The 15,606-nt window shown below is 35.8% G+C and carries 18 protein-coding genes; 17 read left to right on the plus strand and 1 reads right to left on the minus strand.

The window, feature by feature from the left end; genetic code table 11:
- Positions 1-93 precede the first annotated feature (93 nt).
- The 17 genes from BM141_RS10755 to BM141_RS10840 all read left to right on the plus strand — a co-directional run bounded on the left by BM141_RS10755 (position 94) and on the right by BM141_RS10840 (position 15,310).
- Positions 94-1,290 carry a DUF3825 domain-containing protein gene (locus BM141_RS10755; RefSeq protein ID WP_091545024.1) on the plus strand — a complete coding sequence of 399 codons (1,197 nt, stop codon included), beginning with the start codon at positions 94-96 and terminating at the stop codon, positions 1,288-1,290.
- Between the two features lie 223 nt (positions 1,291-1,513).
- Positions 1,514-2,527: a DNA cytosine methyltransferase gene (locus BM141_RS10760; protein ID WP_091545027.1), complete on the plus strand. Its 1,014-nt coding sequence runs from the start codon at positions 1,514-1,516 to the stop codon at positions 2,525-2,527.
- A complete protein-coding gene (locus tag BM141_RS10765; protein WP_091545030.1) occupies positions 2,524-3,513 on the plus strand; it encodes a BsuBI/PstI family type II restriction endonuclease in 990 nt (329 codons plus the stop codon). Before BM141_RS10760 ends, BM141_RS10765 begins: the two co-directional genes overlap by 4 nt.
- A 258-nt stretch (positions 3,514-3,771) precedes the next feature.
- Entirely contained in the window at positions 3,772-4,827 is a 1,056-nt protein-coding gene (locus BM141_RS10770) for an alpha/beta hydrolase (RefSeq protein ID WP_143090890.1), read from the plus strand.
- A gap of 55 nt (positions 4,828-4,882) precedes the next feature.
- On the plus strand, positions 4,883-5,629 hold the full coding sequence (locus tag BM141_RS10775; RefSeq protein WP_091545035.1) for a hypothetical protein: 747 nt from the start codon (positions 4,883-4,885) through the stop codon (positions 5,627-5,629).
- A gap of 33 nt (positions 5,630-5,662) precedes the next feature.
- Positions 5,663-6,160: an RNA polymerase sigma factor gene (locus BM141_RS10780; protein ID WP_091545038.1), complete on the plus strand. Its 498-nt coding sequence runs from the start codon at positions 5,663-5,665 to the stop codon at positions 6,158-6,160.
- Positions 6,161-6,177: 17 nt separating this feature from the next.
- Positions 6,178-6,837 carry a hypothetical protein gene (locus tag BM141_RS10785; RefSeq protein WP_091545040.1) on the plus strand — a complete coding sequence of 220 codons (660 nt, stop codon included), beginning with the start codon at positions 6,178-6,180 and terminating at the stop codon, positions 6,835-6,837.
- Positions 6,838-6,853: 16 nt separating this feature from the next.
- Positions 6,854-7,432, plus strand: coding sequence for an NAD(P)H-dependent oxidoreductase (locus BM141_RS10790; protein ID WP_091545043.1), 579 nt, complete (start codon positions 6,854-6,856; stop codon positions 7,430-7,432).
- A gap of 770 nt (positions 7,433-8,202) precedes the next feature.
- The gene (locus tag BM141_RS10800; RefSeq protein WP_091545048.1) at positions 8,203-8,766 is read left to right on the plus strand and encodes a hypothetical protein; all 564 of its coding nucleotides are present in this window, start codon (positions 8,203-8,205) and stop codon (positions 8,764-8,766) included.
- Positions 8,767-8,787: 21 nt separating this feature from the next.
- Positions 8,788-9,171, plus strand: a complete 384-nt coding sequence (locus BM141_RS10805) for a DpnII family type II restriction endonuclease (RefSeq protein ID WP_221407667.1) — start codon at positions 8,788-8,790, stop codon at positions 9,169-9,171.
- Complete coding sequence (locus BM141_RS10810; RefSeq protein WP_091545051.1) at positions 9,168-10,154, plus strand: DNA-methyltransferase; 987 nt, start codon at positions 9,168-9,170, stop codon at positions 10,152-10,154. The genes BM141_RS10805 and BM141_RS10810 overlap by 4 nt, the downstream gene beginning before the upstream one ends.
- 190 nt (positions 10,155-10,344) lie before the next feature.
- On the plus strand, positions 10,345-10,749 hold the full coding sequence (locus BM141_RS10815; protein ID WP_091545054.1) for a restriction endonuclease: 405 nt from the start codon (positions 10,345-10,347) through the stop codon (positions 10,747-10,749).
- Positions 10,674-11,408, plus strand: a complete 735-nt coding sequence (locus BM141_RS10820) for a hypothetical protein (RefSeq protein WP_091545057.1) — start codon at positions 10,674-10,676, stop codon at positions 11,406-11,408. The genes BM141_RS10815 and BM141_RS10820 overlap by 76 nt, the downstream gene beginning before the upstream one ends.
- 296 nt (positions 11,409-11,704) lie before the next feature.
- Entirely contained in the window at positions 11,705-12,610 is a 906-nt protein-coding gene (locus tag BM141_RS10825) for a helix-turn-helix domain-containing protein (RefSeq protein ID WP_091545060.1), read from the plus strand.
- A 135-nt stretch (positions 12,611-12,745) separates the two neighbouring features.
- Positions 12,746-13,693, plus strand: coding sequence for a zinc-dependent alcohol dehydrogenase family protein (locus BM141_RS10830; RefSeq protein ID WP_177217343.1), 948 nt, complete (start codon positions 12,746-12,748; stop codon positions 13,691-13,693).
- Positions 13,694-13,716: 23 nt separating this feature from the next.
- Positions 13,717-14,724, plus strand: a complete 1,008-nt coding sequence (locus BM141_RS10835; RefSeq protein WP_091545065.1) for an aldo/keto reductase — start codon at positions 13,717-13,719, stop codon at positions 14,722-14,724.
- Positions 14,725-14,734: 10 nt separating this feature from the next.
- Complete coding sequence (locus BM141_RS10840) at positions 14,735-15,310, plus strand: acetolactate decarboxylase (RefSeq protein ID WP_091545068.1); 576 nt, start codon at positions 14,735-14,737, stop codon at positions 15,308-15,310.
- Here BM141_RS10840 and BM141_RS10845 read toward each other — a convergent pair.
- Positions 15,260-15,606, minus strand: a 347-nt coding sequence (locus BM141_RS10845; protein ID WP_177217269.1) for a transposase, incomplete at its 5' end; no start/stop codon positions are given. The genes BM141_RS10840 and BM141_RS10845 overlap by 51 nt on opposite strands.

The raw sequence follows: 15,606 nt of genomic DNA on the forward strand, positions 1-15,606 counted from the left end.
AACGCAAGTTTTTAATAAATAAACGCAAGGGTTGCGTTTATCCAGATGTTATGGCACATTTTAAAAAGACAACTCAACTAAAAACAATATAGTATGGACAAGAAAACAGTTCAAGAAACATTAAAGACGACTTTCAACGAGAATTATAAAGACCAAGAATGGATTAATTTAGCCGACTTTGGTTTAAAGTTGAAAGCAAATGGACTAGACTATAAATCACTTGGATTTTTAAAATTGATTGACTTGATTAAAACCCATTCAGACATCATAGAACACCGATACGACAATTCACATAAACTTCCAATAGCACTTATACGACTTAGAAGTAAGCCATCAGAAACAGAAAAGAAAAAAATAATAAGAAGTTCACCTAAGAGTGCTTTGACAGATTGGGCATATTTAGGAAACTACCAGACAACGATAAAAAAACTTAAAGAACTAGCACTCGAAGAAACTTGGCACTACAAAGATTTTAATCCAGAGTATCCTTATCCAATTTTGGTGAATTATCTACATTATACGTATTACAAATTGTCTCAAGAGAAAAACAAAATTTTATTTTCAGACAATTTTGCGGCATTCAATACGGGTTTAGTAGATAAAAGATATGAACCTATTTTTGCATTATTTATTAAGACAGAAGATTTTACTCAAAGTTGGAAGCTATTTGACTTCTGCATTGCAGGGGAAGGACCAGCGGGTAAGAATCTAATTAGATATTTTGAAAAAAAGCCAAGCAGGGCGCATTATTTTGACAATATATCTGATATGCTTTATGATACAAGAGCATCAGAACCAGAAATGGATATAAAGCACATTATTTTAGACAATGTTTCAAGGCTACCTAAGAGTTTCATTTATGAAAATAAACCAAGTGGCTTTGAAATTAAAAATCCCGAGATACTTTCATACCAAGAAAGAAATGAATACCTACTTAAGTTGTCAGAAGCAATTGAAGCTGATACCAAAACTTATAGGAATATGACAAACAGATTTAAAGATGCTTTACAACTTGCAATTAAGAGAGTAGAATGGAACTTTAAAACAGCAATTCCAATGTATTTTCCAACGCAAAACAAAATTACACTCCTATTACCATTGGCTTTGGTTGATGATGAAGTTGTGGACATTGCACTAGTTGTAGAAAAAACGAAATCAGGAAATTATTTGGGTCACACAATTTTACCACTTGCATGGGCATACAGTAACGCAAGACTTGTAGCACGACCAGACAGTGATTGGTTGGTAGCTAGTGAGATTGAAGTGCCTATTGAAACAGATGAAGATTAAAAAAACGTGCCATAACAGCACCTACCCAAAAGGCGGGGTTTCGTGTTCCAAAGACAGTTTTGTGGTTAATGGAACATTAGTTTTTCAAATCAAGTTTTGTGGTAAAAGTCCCGCCCTTCGGGTAGCTGCAAACCGTTGGTAGCCATTGTAAGAAAAAAACAACGATAAAACAAGAAAAAATTTGTAACTTTGCAAGTAATGAAACTTTGTAAAGAACTTCGGAATGAACTACTTAGAGAGAATAAACGAATTACTAAAACCAGTATCAGACCTTGAATTTACGGTTTTAGACTTATTCGCAGGTTGTGGAGGCTTATCATTAGGATTTGAAAGCGTAGGTTTTCAAACTGTTGGCTATGAAATGGACATAAAAGCAACTGAGACCTACAACAGAAATTTAAAAGGAAAATGTTTTGCCGAAAAATTAACCGAACAAACAACATACAAAGATTTTTTTGATGTAGTCATTGGGGGACCACCTTGCCAACCTTTTAGCGTAGGCGGACATCAAAAAGGGATAGATGATGAAAGAAATGGTTTTCCCTCATTTATAAATGCCATTAAACAAATAAAACCCAAAATTTGGCTTTTTGAGAATGTACGAGGAATGTTGTATAGCAACAAATGGTATCTTGATGAAGTGATAGAAACCTTGCAAAACGAAGGCTATTTTATTGAATATAAATTACTTAATGCAGTAAATTACGGTGTTCCGCAAAACAGAGAACGAGTTTTTGTAATTGGACACAAAGGGAAATTTGATTTTCCAAAACCTGAAAACAAAAAAATAACAGTAGTTGAAGCAATCGGAGATTTGATTGAAACCATACAAGACGAAGGTAAAATTTTGACTGCATCAATGGACAGGTATGTAGCCAATTATGAAAAAGCCTCATCTTGTATCAACCCAAGAGATTTACATTTGCACAAACCTGCACGTACTCTGACTTGCCGAAATATTGCAGCACCAACAGGCGATATGCAAAGAGTAAAACTCAAAGACGGAAGACGCAGACGCATATCTATACGAGAGGCTGCACGTTTGCAAAGTTTTCCTGATTGGTTTGAATTTATCGGAACAGAAACACAACAGTATTACCAAATCGGAAATGCTGTTCCGCCTTTATTGGCTTGGCACATTGCAAATAGCATTAAAAATTATTTGTTCAATGATTTTGAGCCACAAGAATTTGTAAAAAAACAATCACAACCATATCAAATCAGCCTGTTTCAATGAAATACTTGACCAAAACAAAAAAATCAAAAAACGTTGCTAAGATTATTGATGAGGCAATTGATATTTTAGTTTCAGTAGGTATTCCCAAAGACGACAAGACAGAAAGAAGTCTTGAACGTATGGCTATGGCGTTTTTGGCAGTGGCAGGTATTACCAAAAAATGGACAGAGGCAGTAGATAATCGTTTCTTGAAAACAAGGGATATTATTACGTTCAACAACACTCATTTTGAAGAAAATATTTCAAGTGGTTCGTATGACGATATTCGCCGAAAAGATTTGAAACTGTTGGTTTTGGCAGGTTTGGTTTTGAACAGTTCAGACAAACCTAATGCAGCCACCAACGACCCAACAAGAGGCTATAATTTGGAAACAAGTTTTATGCGTTTGGTGAAAACCTACGGAACAGATAAATGGAATGAAACTTTGCAAAAATACTTGGAAGGTAAAACGTCTTTGAAAGAACAATTAGCTCGAAAACGTAACATTGAAAAAGTACCTATTGTATTGCCAAACGGAACAGAATTAGAACTTTCAGCAGGACAACACAACCTTTTACAAAAACTTATCATTGAGGAGTTTTTGCCCCGCTTTGGTAAAGGTAGTCAAGTGCTTTATGTGGGCGACACCGCCAACAAAATGCTACACATTGACAAAAAGAAATTAGAGAAAATCAATTTCTTTGAACTTTCACACGATGAACTACCCGACATTATAGCCTACCACGCAAAGAAAAATTGGTTATATTTGATTGAGGCAGTACACAGTAGCGGTTCAATTAGCGAAACAAGACTTTTGGAACTCAAAAAATTGACAGAAAAATGCACCGCAGAACTTATTTATGTTACTGCATTTCTCAATCGGGCAGAATTTCGCAAATGGGCGAGTGAAATTGCTTGGGAAACAGAAGTTTGGATAGCAGACAACCCCGACCATTTGATACATTTCAACGGCGACAAATTTTTGGGACCGTACAAGGACGAATGAAAACAACGGCTACCAACATTATGTTTGCGAAAAGGCGGGTTAATGTGCGTAATTTAGGCTTTTGTACTTTCTATAAACTTTGTGCGTAGGGCAAGGAAAGTGCTACTAAACCCCGCCCTTCGCAAACATTTTTCCGTTAGCGGCAAGCTTAAAAAAAGTGCATCACCCTAAATTAAAAAATTTTGACTCTGCTGTGATTTTTTGACCAGTACTGCGAATAATTGGGAAAATCAAGTTTCACTTTTAATTATTAGCAAAATGGGTGTTTCAAAAATTATTGCAGTATTGACACTTTTCTTGTGTGTTACCACAGTCTCAGGACAGAGCATCTTGCAAGACTATTTCAAAGGGAATAAAGATAGTTTGATAGCGGAGGCAACCAAACTTATCAATATGCCCGACCCTTTTTTTAAAGCTTCGCAGCCAACGAACATTGACCCAGAAGTTATCAAAGAAATGGGGTTTGAACAGGCTTACAAAGTCAATGACTACTACTTCACTGTAAGGGACAAAAGAAAAATATTTGCTTATCAGTTTCCTAAAAAAACCAAAAACACAATTATTCTCGTTCACGGTGTGGCAAGCACCGCATACTTGTACAACAAGACAGCAGGATTGTTGCAAGAGGCAACACAAGCTGAAGTGTTTGCCATAGACTTAAGAGGTCACGGAAAGTCAGAAGGTAAAGCCGGTGACGTTGATTATATCAATCAGTACGCAGATGATTTGGCAGATATTATCAACATTGTTCGTAAGCAAAAGCCAAAGGGAAAGATTATAATTGCTGGACATTCTATGGGGGGTGGCATTACCTTGAATTATGCGATGATGAATAATAAAGTAAAAGTTGATGGTTATATTCTGTTTGCACCTCTTTTAGGGCATAATTCCCCTGCCATTCCAACACCCACAGGAAAGGTTTATCAAGAAGAGCCATTCATGAAACTGCACATCATGCGGATTATTGGCTTGAAAATGTTAAATGATATAAGTAATCATTCACAAGACAGTTTGCCTGTTATGTTCTTAAATTTACCTGAGTCGGATCCTCTTAGATCTTACTCTTATCGTGCTAACCAAAGTATGGCACCAGACGATTATAAAAGAGGGTTGCAATCAGTCAATGTGCCTGCTTTGGTTTTGGTAGGTAATAAAGATGAGGCTTTCTATGCACCTGCAATAGAAAAGGCAGTTCTGGAAAATAGCAAAGCTGATGTTATTGTCATTGAAGGTGCATCGCACAACGGAATTAGACATCATCCGAAATCATATCAAGCCATTAATCACTGGGTAAATAAAAATAGCTTAAGATAGAAAACACTTTAACATTTAGAAATAAGCAAACTTGAAATCTTAAAATTTTAAACAAATGAAAAAAGAATTATTTTTTTGGAGAGCATTTGGCATTGCAACCGCAATAGGTGTAATATTTACTATTACTGCCGCTTTTAATGACAAACAAAAAACAAAATTTTCTGAAATTGATGTAGAACGCATCAATATTGTTGAAAAAGATGGAACTGTTAAATTGGTTATTACGAATGTGGACAGATTTCCGTCTGGTAAACAAAAAATCAATGGATTACCTGTAAACGAAACTCGTAAGAAAAGAGCCGGTATGTTATTCTTTAACGAAGAAGGCAAGGAATGTGGGGGCTTTATTTATGACGGTAAAAAAACAAAAGGTGGTCATACATCGGGTTTATCACTTACTTATGATCAATACAATGGCGACCAAGTAATGCAGTTATTACTTGAAGATGAACGTGAAGGCGAAAACCGCTGGATAAACAATGGCTTGATTTTTATTGACCAACCTAAAAATCAAGACCAACAAACTATGGCAGCTATAAATAAAGAATTAGAAGAGCTAAGACAAAAAGACCCAAAAGCCGCAGATTTAAAATACAAAGAATATGAAGAAAAAGGCTTGGTTGGTACTAGCCCTCGTATGTTATTAGGAAAAAGCAGAAATGGGAAAAATGGACTCTATTTATTGGATAATAAAGGAATGCCTAAAGCAGTATTTTTAATTGATAAAAACAACAATGCAAAATTGGAATTTTATGATGAACAAGGAAATGTTGTTACCTCTTTTCCAGAAGCAAAAAAATAGTCTTCTTCCTTATATTGATGAACTAATTTAACAATGCAGCAATCCGATTTATCACAACAGTTTCTCCAAATTATAGAAACACATAAAGGTATCTTATATAAAGTAGCTAAAACATACTGTCAGAATGATGTTGACAGGCAAGACCTTTTACAGGAAATAATGTTACAAATATGGAAATCTTTGCCAAACTACAATACCCAATTTGCCATTACTACCTGGTTGTATCGTATTGCTTTAAACGTTGCTATTTCATTCTACAGAAAAAGTAATAAAGAGCATAACAAAAATACTTTTTTACTTAATGAAAATCACGCTGCAATACCCGACATGTATGATATTAATCAAGAGGAACGACTCCAGATTTTGGATAAGTTTATTGCCGAACTTAATAATCTTGACAAGGCTCTGATTCTATTATACTTAGAAGACAAATCTCATGCAGAGATTGCCTCCATTATGGGTATTTCAGTAAGTAATGTAGGAACAAAAATTGGCCGTATTAAAGAGAAATTGAAAAACAGATTTACTTAATTAAAAGATATGAACTCATGAACGAAAACGAATTAAAGAATTTATGGAAGTCTGCCAATGCCAAAATAACTGAGAGTTTGGTGTTAAATAGACAGCATATTGAGGAAATTACCAAGATTAAGGCTCAAAGTCTGATTTCCTCAATAAAACCGATTAAAGTTTTTACCATATTGGTAGGTATTACATGGGTTATTAGTTTAGGCGGCTATTTGGCAAATCTTTGGATTAATCAATACACTACCACAAATAAGTTTTTTTTATTTGCAGCCACTGCACAAGTTTTTCTTACCGCTCTGACTATTGGATTTTATGTGTATCAACTCATTTTATTAAACAATATTGACTTTAGTAATACGGTAGTTGAAATACAGGAAAAAATTATAGCCTTAAAAACTTCTACTATCCATGTTGCAAGGCTTTGTTTTCTTCAACTTCCACTTTGGACAATCTTTTACTGGAATGATACAATGTTTAAACCTGAATATTGGGCTTGGTGGTTACTCCAAGGTATTTTTACTATTGGTTTTACTGTATTATCCATATGGTTGTTTTTTAATTTGAAATATGAAAACCGAAAAGCAAAATGGTTTCTATGGCTTTTTTGTGGTAAAGAGTGGCAACCTTTGGTACAAGCTATGGAAATGCTGGAGAACATCAATGAATTTACAAAAGAGTAGCAATTGAATAATAGAAATGAAAAAAATAACACTAATTAACGGTCATCCCAATGCCAACAGCTTTAATTTTGGGCTTTTTGAAGCATATAAAAAAGGGGCTCTATATGCGGATGCTCAAATTAAAGAAATTATTATTAATGATTTGTCTTTTAATCCAAACTTACAATTTGGATATCAAAAAAGAACAGCACTTGAACCCGACCTTTTAGAAGCATGGGAAAAAATTAAATGGGCAGACCACTTAGTTTGGTTTCACCCTGTTTGGTGGGGCGGACTACCTGCCATTACAAAAGGATTCATTGACAGACTTTTTTTACCAGGTTTTGCTTTTCGGTACAAGGAAAATTCTATGTGGTGGGATAAATTATTAAAAGGTAAAACTGCTCATATCATAACCACCCTTGATCAACCAAGCTGGTATTATTGGTTATTTTACGGACGACCAAGTGTAAACCAGTTAAAGAAATCAACGTTAGAATTTTGTGGAGTTAATCCTGTGAAAGTTACTTATGTTGGAATAATCAAAAATGCTGATGAACAGCAGCGAACTAAGTGGCTAAATGAGGTTGAAAAATTAGGTAGAAGAATAAGATAGAACAGAAGAAAGAATAAAAAACTATTTATCACTAATTTTCAAACTTTAAGCATTAAACCTATTTTAATTAGAGGTTGTAACACCCAACTTCTTGCACTAAATGCATAAAATATTAGGGAATAAATGAAAATTATTATAACAATACTTGGACTACTGAATGGAAGCTATATGTTGCTCGACGGGTTGTTCGTTTTATTTAAAGGAAAATACATCGGCCCTGAAAAGCCCGGTCCGTGGGCAATCCTTTTTTACAAACTTAATATTAACGTTTTTAAACTTGCCCCTCTCTTTATCATTTATGGCTTACTTTGGTTACTTTGGCTATTTGCCTTATGGACAAACCAAAGCTGGGCTTATTTATTCGGACTGTTAATTTCAATTTTAACAATTTGGTATATTCCTATTGGGACATTATTTTCTTTAATTATACTTTTTGTTCTTTTATTGACAAAAGACAAATTAGGTTTTTAATTTTTTATTTTCATACTTTAAGAAATTAAAAGCCTGCCGCTAACATCGTATTTGCAAAAGCAGGGCTGGACATTGTAACATCAGCTATGTGCAGGCATTAGCAGCGGTTCGGGCTCGACGTTCAATGTTCAGCTTTAGTTCATAACTTCATCAACATATTTTCAATTGGGCATTTGTTCCGGGCTGGACAATCAATAAATTCCCTGCCTTCGCAAATACTTGAACGTTGCCTGATATTTTAAGAAAGAATAACAACCACAAAGCCTGCAATTTGTAGGCTTTTTTACTAACTTTGCACTATGACAACTGAACAAAAATACCAAACCGTTTTAGACAAAAATACTTTCTATTTCTACAACCCTGTTTTTCAAGAAAAGTACGAGAGTTATATCAATTCTTTGAACGAAACTTTGCTTGTGCTGAAAAACAAAGTGGAAACAGAAGGACTAAAAAAGGATATTTTTGAAAATCTTTTAGCCGAAAAAGAAAACGGTTGGCGTGCATTGTTAGCTTTGACAGGTTTTGCAAATGAAAGTCTAAAAAGGTTGATTACTGTTGTGAGAGTGGCTGAAAATAAGGAACTTGCCAAACTTTTACTCAAAGACAAATGGGGCGAAACTGAAAAATTAGAGGCGGTAAAAGAATGGGGGGACAGTCGTTTGGAAAATATGATAAAGAAAAACGAGTTTTTCAGAAAAGGGCTTGTAAATCTGTTTTTTGAAGGTTCAACTGTTCCATTTTTAGCCCAAACTTTGCCTTTGTTTGAACTTAAAAAGTTGTCTATTTCCAAACTAAATTTTGAAATTCCTGCAATGATTGATACCTTAGTACGCTATAAAGAGAAGGGCAGTTATTCAGGGTAAGCGGAAAACAATCCCGAATTTTTGATAAAAACAATTTTAGAAGACTTGAAAATTCCGTTTGAGAAAGGAGATTTAGAGGAACTTTTTAAGCATAAATTTGATGAAAAACGGACAATGGATTTCATTTTGCCAAGTAAGGCAAACCCGCAAATTATCATAGAAAGTTCGTTTTTGGTAACAACTTCATCAGGACAAGGCGATAAATCCAAAACCGAAGGAAATATCAAAAAATTGATTGAACGGTATTATCCACAAGCCAAATTTATTGGCTTTGTTGATGGCATAGGTTGGTACGTGAGGCAGGGAGATTTGAAACGTATGGTAACGGCTTTTGACGAAGTTTTTACCTTTCACAAAGACGAGATTGAGAGATTTAAGGACTTTTTAAAGCAAAATTTGAAATGATAGAGCCATTTTTGAATAAAATATATCAAGGAGATTGTTTGGATTTATTAAAGCAAATTCCTGATAGTTCGGTAGATATGACTTTTGCCGACCCACCTTTCAATCTCAAAAAGGGCTACAAATCGTATAAAGATAGTTTGGCTTTGCAGGAATATTTGGAGTGGTGCGAAGCGTGGATTTTGGAAATGGTGCGAATTACCAAGCCCACAGGCTCAATTTATTTGCACAATATCCCAAAATGGCTTACTTATTATGCAGGATTTCTCAACAAAGTTGCCGACTTCAAACACTGGATTTCGTGGGACGCACCTACTGCACCCATGGGAAAAACTTTGCAACCTAACCATTACGGAATTTTATTTTATGCCAAAGATGCCAAGCAATTGAAGTTTTACGAAGTCCGCTATCCGCACAAAAGAGATAGAAAAACCAACTTTTTATCCAAAGACTACGGCGGAAAAAAGGCAGGCTTGCACCCTTTTGGCTCTTTACTTTCAGACGTTTGGACGGACATACACCGAGTAAAACACAATAAATACAGAGATGAACACCCTTGTCAGTTGCCTATTCATTTGTTGGAAAGGATAATTTTGATGAGTACAGACGAAAACGACATCGTGCTTGACCCTTTTAATGGAACAGGTACAACGGCACTTGCAGCCAAAAGATTAGGCAGGCAATACATTGGTTTTGAGTTAGATAGCGAATACGTAGAGATTACAAGAAACAAATTAGCACAAGAAAAGCCTAATTCAAAATTAGGGGATTGTTGGGTAAGTTTCTATTTAGACAAAATCGTAACTTTACGAGATTGCGATTGGGAAAAATTGAAAGATTACTTTTTTATTCCAAGCAAACCCGAAGAAATAGACCATACACCAATTGTATTGAAGTCAAAAGTTGCGGTTTCTTCGCCACTTAAAAACGGTTATAAGACAGAAATCAATGAGTTCAGATTATTTGAGAACGAAGTAATTTATTAAATAAACGGAGTGCGTAGCGAAGAATAAAAACATCAGGCAACATTATGTTTGCGAAAAGGCGGGCTGATGTGCGTAATTTTAGCTTTTGTGCTTTTTATAAACTTTGTGCGTAGGACAAGGAAAGTGCTACTAAACCCACCCTGCACAAATGCCTTTCCGTTATCGGTTATTCTAAAAGACAGACTACAATATGGAAAGACTTATAAATTTTGACGACTTTTCTCTCTACAAGGACTTTGAAAAACTTGTTCAGAAAATATTTGAGTTAAACGGTTTCAAGACAGAAATACCATCAAAAGACAAAGGGTTTGACTTTCAAGCAACATACGAAAACACTTTCGCATATGTCGAAGTGAAATTTTACAAAAGTAAACTCCCAAAACTTGACTTATTAAGACAAGCATATCGCAGACTATTATCACAAAAGGACAGCGAATACTCTAAATTAATTCTTGTTGTTTCGAGCTATGTAACACCAAGTTTAAAAGATGAAATATTTAAAGAAAGTGGCGTAATAGTTTGGGACGTAAAACTCTATTTGCACTTGCCTTTGACCACTCGACAACTTACTATGAACTTGAAAGTATTTTACTAAGAGCATTTAATGCAGCAATTGACGACCTTCTTATAGTTGACAGTGATTTCAAAAATCAAATTATACCACAACTTTTAGCAGCACAGACCAGAGTAAAACAGAAAGAAATTGAACGTAAAGGAAAACAGCTTTGTGACGAACTACATAAGTTAAATCCCAGACGAGAAGATGCAACTAAATTTGAAGACAAGTGCATCGAAATTTTAAAGTATTTATTTGACAACAATACAGACCTAACTTTATGGGAAAAGCAACCGACAACAGATGACGGACTTCATAGGTTTGATTTGCTTTGTAAAATAATCTCTTCATACCAAAATAATTTTTGGACAGAATTAGCTAATGACTTTCATACTCGTTATGTTCTATTTGAGTTTAAGAATTACACTGACCCAATCAAACAAGGACAGATTTACACAACCGAGAAATATTTATTCTTAACAGCACTTCGCTCTGCATGTTTTATCATAGCACGAAATGGAGCAGACGACAACGCTGTTAAAGCAGCAAAAGGTGCATTAAAAGAAGCTGGTAAACTAATCGTTATACTGACAGCAAAAGATATTTGTGAAATGCTTGAACTTAAAGACAAAGGAGATGAACCTTCAACGATTTTAATAAATAGAATTGACGAAATGCTAATCACTTTGACACGATGAATGAAAGAAGAACAACCGATAACAGGCGTTTGGCTCAATGGCGGGTGACTTGGTTAATTGAACATTCTACCTCGCATCAGCTTTTGTGGTGTATTGACAGTGAAGTGCTTCTAATGCCCCCACTACGCCAAGCCCTATTCTTCAGCAGTAAGGGCAGGACTACACAACCCAAGATACGCAAAAAAGCCCGTTTCACAGAAGATTAAAGAAACAAAACTTACTCCATCACCAATTTGTAAATACAAATCGGAACATTATTGAGATGATTGTTTGTTTGCATGGTATAACTTTTTACAATGAAACATAAAGAAACTATCAGAGAGTTTTACGCTAATCACGGACAAGAGTATCCCCAAATGGATCAATTCAATGTGTATCGCAGAGAAGAGTTTTTGTGTGCCAATACTTCACTGTTGCCCAACCGCAGGGATTTCTACAAAATTTCTCTGGTAGTGCAAGGCGAAGGCATACTCACTACCGCCGACAAGGCAATCCGCATCCAAGATAATGCTTTGTTATTTATGAACCCATTAATTCCTTATTCTTGGGAGGCATCTTCAGTAAATCAAACAGGTATTTTTTGCCTGTTTACAGAAGATTTTGTGACACCTATACTCAAAGGCAACCCTCTTTCTCAATCACAATTATTTAAAGTTGGAGGCGACCATATATTCTTTCCCGACAAGGAAAGTATGAGATTGCTAAAAGGTTTTTTTGAGAATATGTTTCTGGAAGTAAAGTCTTCTTACTTACATAAAAACGATCTGTTGAGAACCTATGTACAAATAATAATGCACGAAGCTATGAAAATGCAGCCTCCCAAAACCTTCTTTGAGCCTGCGAATGCTTCAAAACGCGTCAGCAATTTATTTCTTGAATTATTAGAAAGGCAATTCCCGATTGACTCGCCTAACCAAACCATTAAACTAAAAAATGCCAATGAATTTGCCTCGCAGCTGAATATTCACACGAATACCTTAAACCGTGCATTGAGAGAAGCTACAGGTAAAACAACCACAGAGTGGATTGCAGAAAGAACAACTATGGAAGCCAAAGCATTGTTGCAATATAGTAATTGGGATATTGCAGAAATTGCATATTCCCTTGGTTTTGAACATTCATCTAACTTTATTATATTTTTTAAAAAACAGACAGGAAAATCGCCTTTGCAATTCAGAAAAGATAGTAATGCTATTTCATAACTATCTGTTTGATTAGCATAATTTGTTAATTTTATCTATGCCTATTTTTGCTTTATAAAATTTACTTTTGATTTTATGAGAGCAATACAACTAAATAGTTATGGCATAGAGAATTTAAAACTTGCAGAAGTTCCTATGCCCTCCTTCGGCGAAAATGAAGTATTGGTAAAGACGACTGCCGCTTCTTTGCAGTATCTCGATCTCATTCTAACCGAAAACACCGCAGGCTTTAACATTCCGTTACCTTTCATCCCGGTTTCAGAAGGCGTGGGTGTGGTAGAAAGCGTTGGTAAAAATGTGAGCCGATGGAAAAAAGGCGATAGCGTAATTATTCCATTTATCCCTCGTTGGGAAGCTGGGAAAACCACGCATTTTCATAATGCCTTAAGAACGGGAATGCAAACCTCTGGAACGTTGGCAGAGTTTACCGTACAACCCGAAAATACATTGGTACGCACACCTACAAACCTTACTCACGAAGAAGCTGCGGCATTACCTGTTGCAGGGCTTACAGCTTGGACGAGTTTGGTAACACAAGCTAACATTAAAGCAGGGCAAACCATTCTAATTCAGGGAAGCGGAGGCGTTTCGTTATTTGCTTTACAGATAGCCAAAATTTTCGGGCTAAAAGTAATTGCCACTACAGGAAGCAAAGAAAAAGAACAAAAATTGAAAGACATAGGAGCAGATGAAGTCATCAATTACAAGGCATTTCCCGAATGGAGCAGTGAAGTAAAACGTTTGAATAATGGTGTGGGCGTTGATGTAACGCTTGATGTAGCAGGAACAGAAACTATTAATCAGAGTATTCTTTCCGTTAGAGAGCACGGTTATGTTGGTTTGATTGGTTTTATGTCAGGAGGTCAGCTTAGCTTTAATATTGTTCCACTGATTATGAACTACATTCGTTTGCAAGGATATTCTGTGGGTAATGCACAAGAACTCAATGACCTTGTGAATGCTGTTGAAAAGAACAATCTCAAACCCGTTATAGACAGTATTTTTCCGATAGAGCATACTCAGGAGGGATTTTACAGACTCAAATCCGGCAAGGCTTTTGGAAAAATTGTTATCAAATTTTAGAACTTTAAAAAGAATACCATATCATGAATTATAGAACTTTAGGTAAAACTAACAACCAACTCTCTGCAATAGGCTTGGGTTGTATGAGTATGGCGAGCAATTTTGCTTATGGTCCGGCTGATGAAAAAGAAAGCCTTGCCACCTTGCATAAAGCACTGGACTTAGGCATTAACTTTTGGGACACAGCAGATATATATGGCAACGGAGCAAACGAAGAATTGATTTCAAAAGTGCTTGTTCCTAACCGTAGCAAGGTATTTATAGCAACAAAGTTCGGTTTCCGGGTTAAAGACAGTGTCGCGGGGCAGGGCGGTGTACCCACGACTTATTTTGATGGCTCTCCTGCTTATATTAAAGTAGCCATAGAGAAAAGTTTGAAGCGGTTGAAAATTGATACTATTGACTTGTATTACGCTCACCGCATTGACCCAAACATCCCCGTAGAAGATATGATCGGGGCAATGGCAGATTTGGTGAAGAAGGGAAAAGTTAGGTACCTAGGATTAAGCGAAGCATCTGCATCTTCCATACGAAAAGCTCACGCAATACACCCTATTGCTGCATTACAGAGTGAGTATTCTTTATTGACAAGAGATGCTGAGGGTGAGATATTGAATACTGTTAGAGAGCTTGGCATTACATTCGTCCCTTATTCGCCATTAGCGAGAGGATTATTAACCAATACGCTGGAAGTAACAACACTTGCGGAGAACGATTTTCGCAGAAAACTTCCACGTTATCAAGATGAGTATGCAGAAAATAACACAAGGTTGGTGAATGAATTTGCGGCAATAGCTGCCAATAAAAACTGTACTCCTGCACAATTGGCATTAGCCTGGGTATTGGCAAAAGGCGAAGATATAATACCCATACCTGGCACAAAAAAATCAAAGTATTTGGAAGAGAATGCATTAGCACTTAATGTGAAATTATCCGCAGAAGAATTGCAAGAAATTGAAAAGGTTGTTATGAAATACCCAAACATAGGGGCAAGATACAGCGATGGTGCTTTAAAATTGGTAAATCGTTAAAATATTAGCAATGAAAAACTTACTAATAATACTTGTTCCTTTATGGGGTTTCTTTGCCTGTAACCATATTGAAAGCGAAGCAGAAAAAACTACTACGGTCATTTCAGCTAATGACGATTTCGTATATCAATATTCTATTATGGACGCATTGCTCGCAGGCGTTTATGATGGGAATATGACTTTTGAAAATCTTAAAAAACACGGTGATTTTGGAATCGGAGGTTTCAACAGATTAGATGGAGAATTGTTGATGAACGAGGGTATCGTTTATAAAATTCGGTTTAATGGTAACATAGAGCAAGTCTCCGACAACGATAGTACAGGCATTGCCTTTGTCAAAGACTTTACACCAGATATACAATTTATCATTCAAGCGAAAGGGCTTAACTACCCTATGCTAAAAGACAGCATTACACAACGAATTAAGGAAAACTCAATTTATGCCATTCGTATTTCAGGCAAACTGAAAACTATGAATGCACGTTCGCCACACCCGAGTTCAAAGCCATATATGCCTTTGGCTGACTATTTATACTCAATAAAAATTGGTTTTGGTTTTAGGGATATGAAAATTCCAAGAAATTAAGGTTTCTAATTCCTGCTTATATTGGGCAATATGGGTAAAAAACTCACAGACCTTTTCCTTGAAATCTTGAAACTTCCTATAAAAACAAGTATCAATGACCTTTTTACGCATAAATTTCCATAATCTTTCAATCAAATTAAGATTAGGCGAGTAAGCAGGCAAGAAAAGCTGTTTTATCCTGCTACTTGCCAATTTTTCTTGTAAGTGCTTATTTTTGTAATATCGTGCATTATCACAAATCACATAAATCTTTTCCTTGTCAGGGTGACATGCTTGCAATTGCTCATAGAGTTTCC

Origin of the sequence: Thermoflexibacter ruber (assembly GCF_900113045.1) — a bacterium.
In the GTDB taxonomy this organism is placed as follows: Bacteria; Bacteroidota; Bacteroidia; order Cytophagales; family Thermoflexibacteraceae; genus Thermoflexibacter; species Thermoflexibacter ruber.

Coding starts and splice junctions, on each gene's coding strand:
- BM141_RS10840 (WP_091545068.1), top strand. CDS start 14,735: ATGAAAAACTTACTAATAATACTTGTTCCTTTATGGGGTTTCTTTGCC.
- BM141_RS10770 (WP_143090890.1), top strand. CDS start 3,772: ATGGGTGTTTCAAAAATTATTGCAGTATTGACACTTTTCTTGTGTGTT.
- BM141_RS10790 (WP_091545043.1), top strand. CDS start 6,854: ATGAAAAAAATAACACTAATTAACGGTCATCCCAATGCCAACAGCTTT.
- BM141_RS10775 (WP_091545035.1), top strand. CDS start 4,883: ATGAAAAAAGAATTATTTTTTTGGAGAGCATTTGGCATTGCAACCGCA.
- BM141_RS10835 (WP_091545065.1), top strand. CDS start 13,717: ATGAATTATAGAACTTTAGGTAAAACTAACAACCAACTCTCTGCAATA.
- BM141_RS10780 (WP_091545038.1), top strand. CDS start 5,663: ATGCAGCAATCCGATTTATCACAACAGTTTCTCCAAATTATAGAAACA.
- BM141_RS10760 (WP_091545027.1), top strand. CDS start 1,514: ATGAACTACTTAGAGAGAATAAACGAATTACTAAAACCAGTATCAGAC.
- BM141_RS10825 (WP_091545060.1), top strand. CDS start 11,705: ATGAAACATAAAGAAACTATCAGAGAGTTTTACGCTAATCACGGACAA.
- BM141_RS10800 (WP_091545048.1), top strand. CDS start 8,203: ATGACAACTGAACAAAAATACCAAACCGTTTTAGACAAAAATACTTTC.
- BM141_RS10830 (WP_177217343.1), top strand. CDS start 12,746: ATGCCCTCCTTCGGCGAAAATGAAGTATTGGTAAAGACGACTGCCGCT.
- BM141_RS10765 (WP_091545030.1), top strand. CDS start 2,524: ATGAAATACTTGACCAAAACAAAAAAATCAAAAAACGTTGCTAAGATT.
- BM141_RS10810 (WP_091545051.1), top strand. CDS start 9,168: ATGATAGAGCCATTTTTGAATAAAATATATCAAGGAGATTGTTTGGAT.
- BM141_RS10815 (WP_091545054.1), top strand. CDS start 10,345: ATGGAAAGACTTATAAATTTTGACGACTTTTCTCTCTACAAGGACTTT.
- BM141_RS10755 (WP_091545024.1), top strand. CDS start 94: ATGGACAAGAAAACAGTTCAAGAAACATTAAAGACGACTTTCAACGAG.
- BM141_RS10785 (WP_091545040.1), top strand. CDS start 6,178: ATGAACGAAAACGAATTAAAGAATTTATGGAAGTCTGCCAATGCCAAA.